Raw genomic sequence first — 7856 nt, forward strand, 5'->3', positions numbered from 1 at the left:
GGGCGGGCGGGGAGCGCGGGCACCGGGAGGTCCACCGGCTCGTCGGCGGTCACCGTCACCGGCTCCCCGTGGTGCATCAGCTCCAGCGGTTCGCCCTCGACCAGTCGGTAGCGCGTATGGGTCCGGCCGATGTCCACCTTCAGCCTGCGTCCGCGCAGCAGCACGGTGAAGGCCACCCTGGACAGTGCTTCCGGCAGGCGCGGCGAGAACGCCAGCCGGGTCGGCTCGTCGTGCGCCCCGACGTACCGGCGCATGCCCCCGAAGCCTGTGACCAGGGCGATCCAGGTGCCGGCGAGGGAGGCGATGTGCAGTCCGTCACGGGTGTTGTGCTCCAGGTCGTCCAAATCCATCAGCGCGGCCTCGCCGAGGTAGGCGTAGGCCAGGCGCAGGTGCCCGGTCTCGGCGGCGAGCACCGCCTGGCAGCACGCCGACAGCGAGGAGTCCCGGACGGTCAGAGCGTCGTAGTAGGCGAAGTTGCGCGCCTTCTGCTCGTCGGTGAACGTGTCGGGGCACTCCAGCATCGCCAGGACCAGGTCGGCCTGCTTCACCACCTGCTTGCGGTACAGGTCGAAGTACGGGTAGTGCAGCAGGAGCGGATAGTGCTCGGGGGGTGTCGCCTCGAAGTCCCAGCGCTGGAAGGTCGTGAAGCCGGCCGACTGCTCGTGCACCCCGAGGGCTTCGTTGTACGGCAGCGCCATCCGGGCCGCGGCGTCCCGCCACCCGGCGGCCTCCTCGTCGTCGACCTCGAGTTCCGCCGCCCGGTCCGGGTGGCGCACCGCCGCGTCCGCCGCCGACAGCAGGTTCTGCCGGGCCATCAGATTGGTGTACAGGTTGTCCCGGGCGAAGGCGCTGTACTCGTCCGGGCCGGTGACGCCGTCGATGTGGAAGACGCCCTCCGCGTCATGGTGGCCGAGCGAACGCCACAGCCGTGCGGTCTCCACGAGGAGGTCGAGGCCCTCGCCGCGCGCGAACTCCTCGTCACCGGTCACCGCCACGTACCGTACGGCGGCCATGGCGATGTCGGCGTTGACGTGGAAGGCGGCCGTGCCGGCGGGCCAGTAGGCGGAGCACTCGGCGCCGTCGATGGTCCGCCAGGGGAACGTGGCCCCGGCCAGACCGAGTTGACGCGCGCGTTCCCGGGCCGCCGGCAGCGTCCGGTGCCGCCAGCGCAGCGCCGACGCGACGGTCTCCGGGGCGGTGTACGTCAGCACGGGCAGCACGTACGACTCCGTGTCCCAGAAGGAGTGCCCGTCGTACCCGGTTCCGGTCAGGCCCTTCGCGGGGATCGCCCGGTTCTCGCCGCGCGCCGCCGCCTGGAGCACATGGAAGAGGGCGAACCGCACCGCCTGCTGGATCTCCGCGTCGCCCTCCACCTCGACGTCGGCGCCAGCCCAGAAGCGGTCCAGGTACGTCCGCTGGGCGGCGACCAGCCCGTCCCAGCCGGTGCTGACCGCGCCCGCCACCGCTCCGTCCACCTGGTCGTGGACGGCCGGCAGTGAACGTTCCCCCGACCAGCCGTACGCGACGAACTTCACCAGGCGCAGGGGCTGTCCGGGCGCCAGGTCGGCGGTCACCGTCAGCCGGCTGACGTCGGGCTCGCTCTGCGCCGTCCAGCGGGTGCTCTCTGGTCCCTCGACGATGTGGTCGGCCGCCGCCCCCACCCGCAGCGCACTGCGGTCGGTGCAGTGCACGAGCCGCAGCCGGGTCTCCTGGGCGAAGTGCTCCTCGGGGATCAGCGGGGAGCCGGTCGCCGCGGCGACGCGCGGATCGCCCTCGAAGCGGGGCATCTGCTCGTTGGCGACGAGTTCGGACTGCACGGCCACGGTGGCCGGTCCGTCGACGGGCTCGACCTCGTACACGATCGCCGCCACCGCGCGCTGGGTGAAGGACACGAGCCGGCGTGAGGTGATCCGGACCGTCCGGCCGCCGGGCGAGGTCCACTGCGCCGTGCGGCTGAGCACACCCGTGCGGAAGTCCAGGACCCGCTCGTGCGTCAGCAGCCGGCCGTAGCGCAGATCGCACGGGTGGTCGTCGACGAGCAGCCGGATGATCTTGCCGTCGGTGACGTTGATCATCGTCTGGCCGGACTCGGGATAGCCGTAGCCCGCTTCGGCGTAGGGCAGGGGGTGCCGCTCGAAGACGCCGTTGAGGTAGGCGCCGGGCAGTCCGTGCGGTTCGCCCTCGTCGAGGTTCCCGCGCCATCCCACGTGCCCGTTGGACAGCGCGAACACCGACTCGCTCTGCGCGAGGACGTCGAGGTTCAGCTCGGTCTCGCGCAGGCACCACGGCTCGACCGTGAAGCTGGGGTGAGTGATCATCGGGACTCCAGGAGTTCGGCGAGGTCCTGGACCACCACGTCCGCCCCGTGCGCACGCAACTGCTCGGCCTGGCCCACCCGGTCGACCCCCACCACCAGGCCGAAGCGTCCCGCCCGGCCCGACTCGACGCCGGCCAGGGCGTCCTCGAACACGGCGGCATCGGCCGGCTCGGTGCCCAGACCGCGGGCCGCCTCCAGATAGGTGTCCGGGGCGGGCTTGCCGCGCAGGTGGCGCTCGTGGGCCACCACGCCGTCGATCCGCTCGTCGAAGAGGTCCTCGATCCCGGCCGCGGCCAGCACGTCCCGGCAGTTCGCGCTGGACGACACCACCGCGCAGCGCAGCCCGGCCGCACGCACGGCGTGCACGAAACGTACCGATCCCTCGTAGGGTTCCACCCCGTCCTGCCGGATCCGCTGGAGCACCAGGTCGTTCTTCCGGGTGCCCAGGCCGTTCACGGTCTCCGCCTCCGGCGGGTCGTCCGGCGATCCTTCGGGGAGGTGGACCCCGCGCGCGGCGAGGAACGTGCGCACCCCGTCCTCCCGCGGCCGCCCGTCCACGTACTCGTCGTAGTCGTGGACGGCGTCGAAGGGGACGAACGCGGTCCCCTCCCGCGTCGCGCGCTCGCGGAGATAGCCGTCGAACATCTCCTTCCAGGCGGCCGCGTGCACTTTCGCGGTCTGGGTGAGCACCCCGTCGAGGTCGAAGAGGCAGGCACGGATGTGAGCAGGAAGCCCCAGCATGCGGCCGAGGCTAGGAGGCACACGCGGCCGGCGGCTGCAGCCCGGCATCCCGGCGCGCCGGAAGGCACCCGCTCGGTCGACGCCGGCGCCCGGGCGGGGCGAGCAGTGGGCCCACCGCGCCGCCCGCGCGGTCCGGGCGGACGGGGGAGGGCGCCCTCCCGCCGGGAGGACGCCCGCGCCGTCCGGCGGTGCCGGCCGGGTTCAGTGCCCGCCGGCTCCCCCGGGGCGCGCGTGGCGCGGCAGGAGGAAGGCGAGCAGGAAGGTCAGGGCGAGCATGCCGTCGACGATCCACAGCACCGTCCGCATGACGGAGCCGAAGCCGCCGCGGAAGGCCGAGGACGCGGCGTCCTCCAGCGCGGCCGGTATCCGGGCGGCCGCCTGCGGTGAGGTCACGGCGGACCGGGTGTCCTTCTCCAGGCGTGCACAGGACGCCGGGGTCGCCTCCGGGTCCTTGGCCACGGCACGGTCCGAGGCGCAGGCGCGCAGATCCGACACGATGTGGTCCCGTGCGGCGGGCGCGACGTGCGCGGCGGCCAGCTCCCGCCGCAGACCGTCCGAGTGGTGGTCGGCGGCGCCGGCGATCCCGCCGCCCAGCAGACCGAAGAACACGGTGCCGAGGATCGCCACGCCGAACGCGCCGCCGAGCTGCTGCATCGCGGTCATCGTGCCGGACGCCGAGCCGGTCTCGTGCTGCTCGACGCTGGCGAGCACGATCTCGAAGAACGGGGCCATCAGCAGGCCCATCCCGATGCCGGTGACGAGCAGGGCCGGCACCAGCTGCCAGGGGCCGACGCCTTCCCCCGCGATGTCGAGGGTCAGCCAGATGCCGAACACGCCGGCCGCCATGACCAGCGTGCCCGCCTGCAGGACGGCCCGTCCGAACCGGGCGACGCCCTGGGCGATGCCGAAGCCGACGACCATGCCGCCCGACCACGGGACCATCAGCAGGCCCGCCTTGAGCGGCTCGTAGCCGAGGCCGATCTGGGTGTACAGGTTGAAGACCAGTATGAAGCCCTGCATGGTCGAGAAGAAGACCAGCCCGAGGGCCATGCCGCCGCTGAATCCCCGCTTGCGGAAGAGGCTCGGCACGACCAGCGGATCCCGGCCTGCCCTGCTGCGGCGTGACTCGTAGACGCCGAAGACGACGAAGACGATCACGGAGGCGGCCATCATCGCGAACGTCCAGGCGGGCCAGTCGTACTCACGGCCCTGGACCAGCGGGAAGATGATGAGGAGTGCGGCCAGCGAGACCAGCAGCATGCCGGGGATGTCCAGGCGCGGCTTGCCGCCGGACTGGCTCCTGGGCAGGTAGCGCAGGGCGCCCAGCAGGGCGGCGGCACCGAGCGGGAGGTTAATCAGGAAGATCATCCGCCAGCCGGTGCCGAAGTAGTCGGCGTCCACGAGCCAGCCCGCCAGGATCGGCCCGCACACCGCGGACAGCCCCATGACCGGGCCGAACATGCCGAAGGCCTTCTGCGACTCCTTCGGCGGGAACATCTCCTTGATCATGCCGAGGCCCTGCGGCAGCATCACCGCGCCGAACAGTCCCTGGACGACACGTGCGCCGATCAGCGTCTCGGGCGAGGCGGATATCGCGCACAGCAGCGAACCCACGGTGAAGCCGGCGGCTCCCACCAGGAACATCCGGCGGCGCCCGTGGATGTCCCCGAGCCGGCCTCCGGTGACGAGCCCGACGGCCATGGAGAGGGTGTACGCGGCGGCGAGCCATTGCAGGGTGGAGGCGCCGCCGCCGAGGTCGGCCCGCATGGCGGGGCCGGCGATGTTCGTGACCACGGCGTCGAGGAGATCCATCACCTCGGCCGCGAGGATCACGAAGAGGGCGGCCCAGCGCCACCGGTAGGGCGCCGGCGTGTCGGTGGGCGTCTCGGCGGACGCTACACCGGTGGTGGACATCGGAACTCCTCGAGGAAGAAGACGCGGACAAGGGCGGGGGAGAGGGTCGGTGGCTGAGCGCATTGCTGAAGAACACCGTTCATCGGCCCGAACAGTGTTCACCCTAGCGGAGCGCCGCTCTCGGTGAGAACACTGTTCTTCAAGATATAGCGCAAGCTGGGTGCGGAGACAAGATATATCGCGTTGGCGGGCGTGTGAACGGTGCTCGCCCGAAGAGAACACCGTTCGCCCGATGCCTAGACTGGCGTCATGAACGACCAGGCCGCCGGAACCCCCGCCTCCCCTCCGCCGTCCCCCTGGGAGCGCGAGCGCCGTGCCCGGGCCCGCGTCGCCGCCGCGCGTGAACCGCTCTCCCGCGAGCGGATCGTGGACGCCGCCTTCACGGTGCTGGACCGGCAGGGGCTGGACCGGCTGTCGATGCGTCAGGTGGCGGCCGAACTCGGCGCCGCGGTCTCGGCGCTCTACGCCCACGTCAGCTCCAAGGACGATCTCCTGGAGCTGATGTACACCCGGCTCTTCGGCGGCTTCGCGAAGCCCGAACCCGACCCCGAGCGGTGGCAGGAGCAGGTGCGCGACTACGCCCGTGCCTGGCGGCACCGCCTGCTGTCCCATCGGGACATGGCCAGGATCTCCATGGCTCACGTCCCCTTCACCGCCGAACTGCTGCCGCACGTCGAGGCGTTGCTCGCCGTCTTCCGCTCCGCCGGGCTGCCCGACCGCATCGCGGCGGAGGCCGGCGACATCATCTCCACGTACGTCGACGGCTTCGTGCTGGAGGAGGGCATGTGGCAGGACCGGGCCGCCCTGCACGGCGCCGGGGGCCCCTCCCCGGCCCGTCCGGACTGGCGTGAGATGGCCGGCGAGATGCAGAACTACTTCGCGACCCTGCCCGCCGAGGACTTCCCCCATCTGCGCGCGCTGTCGGGGATGATGGTGACGGATTCCAGCGACGAGAGGTTCGACATCGGTCTGGAGATCATCCTGCGGGGCCTGGCGAGCTACCTGCCCGCACCGCCCGTGTGACACCGTCCCTCCGTCCGCCCTCGGCCGGGCGCGCAGTGCAGCCTCGGCGTGAGCGGGAACGGGCCCGGCGGCCTCGGGCCGGGACTACCCGTCGGCGGGACGCGGTGCGCTGATCCGGCGGGCGGCCTCGACCACCGCCGCGCGATGTGAGGCCAGCCGCTCGGGTGACCAGGGCCGGTCGCCCTCCTCGGCCCAGAACCACGCCTGTGCGGCGGCGAGCACCATGGTCAGCAGGTCGCCGGGCTCCATCCCCCCGGCCAGCTCCCCGCGCTCCTGCGCGTCGGCGACCTGGGCGTACTTGCGCCGGACGGCCTCCGGTACGGGTCCGTCGGCGACGGGCCGTTCGAGGAGCTTCCACAGGCGCAGCCGCATGAGGTCCGGCCGGGCCACCAGGTGATCGAAGATCGCGCCGGCGTACCCGGGCAGGTCGTCGGCGTCGAACGGCACGGACTCGGCACCCGCCTGCATCGCCCGGCGCAGCACCTCGTCGAACAGCTGCTCCTTGTTGCCGAAGTAGGCGTAGATCAGCCGCTTGTTCGCCCCGGCGAGCTCGGCGATCCGGTCCACCCGGGCACCGGCGATGCCGTAGGCGGCGAATTCGCTGAACGCGGCGTCGAGCAGCCGCGCCTTGGTGGCGTTGGAGTCCCGTGGCATGCTCGCCACCCTAGCAAGTAACTATCTAGTTATTGACACTCCGGCGACCGGGGTCTACGGTTCCGTATCTATCCAGTTAGTTACAAGCAGAGGGAATGACATGGAACACCGCGCACTGGGCAGCCAGGGCCTGACCGTCGGCGCTCAGGGACTGGGCTGCATGGGCATGAGCGCCTTCTACGGCGCCACCGACGAGGCCGAGTCCCTGGCCACCGTCGACCGCGCCCTGGAACTGGGCGTCACGCTGCTGGACACCGCCGAGAGCTACGGGCCGTTCGTCAACGAGCAGCTCGTGGGCAAGGCACTGGCCGGGCGCCGGGAGGCCGCCGTGCTCGCCACCAAGACCGGTGTGGAGATCACCGACGACGGCCGCGTCCTCGGCCTGAACGGCCGGCCCGAGTACGTGCGCCGGGCTCTCGACCGCTCGCTGCGCCACCTGGGCACCGATCACGTCGACCTGTACTACCTGCACCGCATCGACCCCGCGGTGCCGATCGAGGAGACCGTCGGCGCCCTGGCGGAACTGGTCGCCGAGGGCAAGGTCCGCCATATCGGCGTGTCCGAGGCGTCCGCCGCGACCATCCGCCGGGCCCACGCCGTGCACCCGCTCACCGCCGTCCAGACCGAGTACTCGCTCTTCGAGCGCGGCATCGAGCACAACGGAGTACTCGCCACCCTGCGCGAACTGGGGATCGGCCTGGTCGCCTACTCGCCGCTGGGACGCGGCTTCCTGTCGGGCGCCATCACCGGCCCCGACGACTTCGCCGCGGACGACTGGCGCCGGACCGACCCCCGCTTCCAGGGCGAGAACTTCGGCCGCAACCTCGACGTCGTCCGCGAGGTCCGCCGTATCGCCGCCGACAAAGCCGTCACGCCCTCGCAGCTGGCGCTCGCCTGGGTACAGCACCAGGGCGCGGTCGCCATCCCCGGTACCAAGCGCCGCCGCTACCTGGAGGAGAACGTCGCCGCGACCGGGGTGTCCCTCACCGCGCAGGACATGGCCGCCATCGAGGCCGTCACCCCGCACGGCGCGGTCACCGGCGACCGCTACACGCCCGAGCTGATGGACACGCTCGACGGCTGAGGCCCGCCAAGGGCCCGGCGCCCTGACGCGGGCCGCCGGGGCGGGGCGGGGCGGGTGGCGGGGGTCCGGCGGACGGCGGCGGACGAGGGCCGGGGCACGGGCGGCCGGGTCGGGTCCGGCGGA

The 7856-nt window shown here is 72.2% G+C and carries 6 protein-coding genes; 2 read left to right on the top strand and 4 right to left on the bottom strand.

All coding sequences use genetic code 11. From position 1 onward, the window contains the following. The 3 genes from GT045_RS30180 to GT045_RS30190 all read right to left on the bottom strand — a co-directional run. Nucleotides 1-2318 (bottom strand): glycoside hydrolase family 65 protein (locus GT045_RS30180; RefSeq protein ID WP_161336114.1); only part of this gene is annotated, 2318 nt, incomplete at its 3' end. Then, nucleotides 2315-3058, bottom strand: coding sequence for a beta-phosphoglucomutase family hydrolase (locus tag GT045_RS30185; protein ID WP_161291071.1), 744 nt, complete (start codon nt 3056-3058; stop codon nt 2315-2317). The genes GT045_RS30185 and GT045_RS30180, both read right to left, overlap by 4 nt. Nucleotides 3059-3259: 201 nt before the next feature. Then, nucleotides 3260-4972 carry an MFS transporter gene (locus tag GT045_RS30190; protein WP_161336115.1) on the bottom strand — a complete coding sequence of 571 codons (1713 nt, stop codon included), beginning with the start codon at nt 4970-4972 and terminating at the stop codon, nt 3260-3262. A 249-nt stretch (nt 4973-5221) separates the two neighbouring features. Here GT045_RS30190 and GT045_RS30195 point away from each other — a divergent pair, with 249 nt between their 5' ends. Next, on the top strand, nt 5222-5995 hold the full coding sequence (locus GT045_RS30195) for a TetR/AcrR family transcriptional regulator (protein WP_161336116.1): 774 nt from the start codon (nt 5222-5224) through the stop codon (nt 5993-5995). An 84-nt stretch (nt 5996-6079) separates the two neighbouring features. Here GT045_RS30195 and GT045_RS30200 read toward each other — a convergent pair whose 3' ends face one another. Then, nucleotides 6080-6649 (bottom strand): TetR family transcriptional regulator, encoded by a 570-nt coding sequence (locus tag GT045_RS30200; protein WP_161336117.1) that lies wholly within the window; start codon nt 6647-6649, stop codon nt 6080-6082. 100 nt (nt 6650-6749) lie between these two features. Here GT045_RS30200 and GT045_RS30205 point away from each other — a divergent pair, with 100 nt between their 5' ends. Beyond that, nucleotides 6750-7733 (top strand): aldo/keto reductase, encoded by a 984-nt coding sequence (locus GT045_RS30205; protein WP_161336118.1) that lies wholly within the window; start codon nt 6750-6752, stop codon nt 7731-7733. Nucleotides 7734-7856: the final 123 nt, after the last annotated feature.

The sequence above is a fragment of the Streptomyces sp. SID486 genome, assembly GCF_009865385.1.
GTDB lineage: Bacteria > Actinomycetota > Actinomycetes > Streptomycetales > Streptomycetaceae > Streptomyces.

Excerpts from the sequence above, each read along its gene's own strand:
- GT045_RS30185 (WP_161291071.1), bottom strand. The coding sequence starts at position 3,058 with ATGCTGGGGCTTCCTGCTCACATCCGTGCCTGCCTCTTCGACCTCGAC.
- GT045_RS30190 (WP_161336115.1), bottom strand. The coding sequence starts at position 4,972 with ATGTCCACCACCGGTGTAGCGTCCGCCGAGACGCCCACCGACACGCCG.
- GT045_RS30195 (WP_161336116.1), top strand. The coding sequence starts at position 5,222 with ATGAACGACCAGGCCGCCGGAACCCCCGCCTCCCCTCCGCCGTCCCCC.
- GT045_RS30200 (WP_161336117.1), bottom strand. The coding sequence starts at position 6,649 with ATGCCACGGGACTCCAACGCCACCAAGGCGCGGCTGCTCGACGCCGCG.
- GT045_RS30205 (WP_161336118.1), top strand. The coding sequence starts at position 6,750 with ATGGAACACCGCGCACTGGGCAGCCAGGGCCTGACCGTCGGCGCTCAG.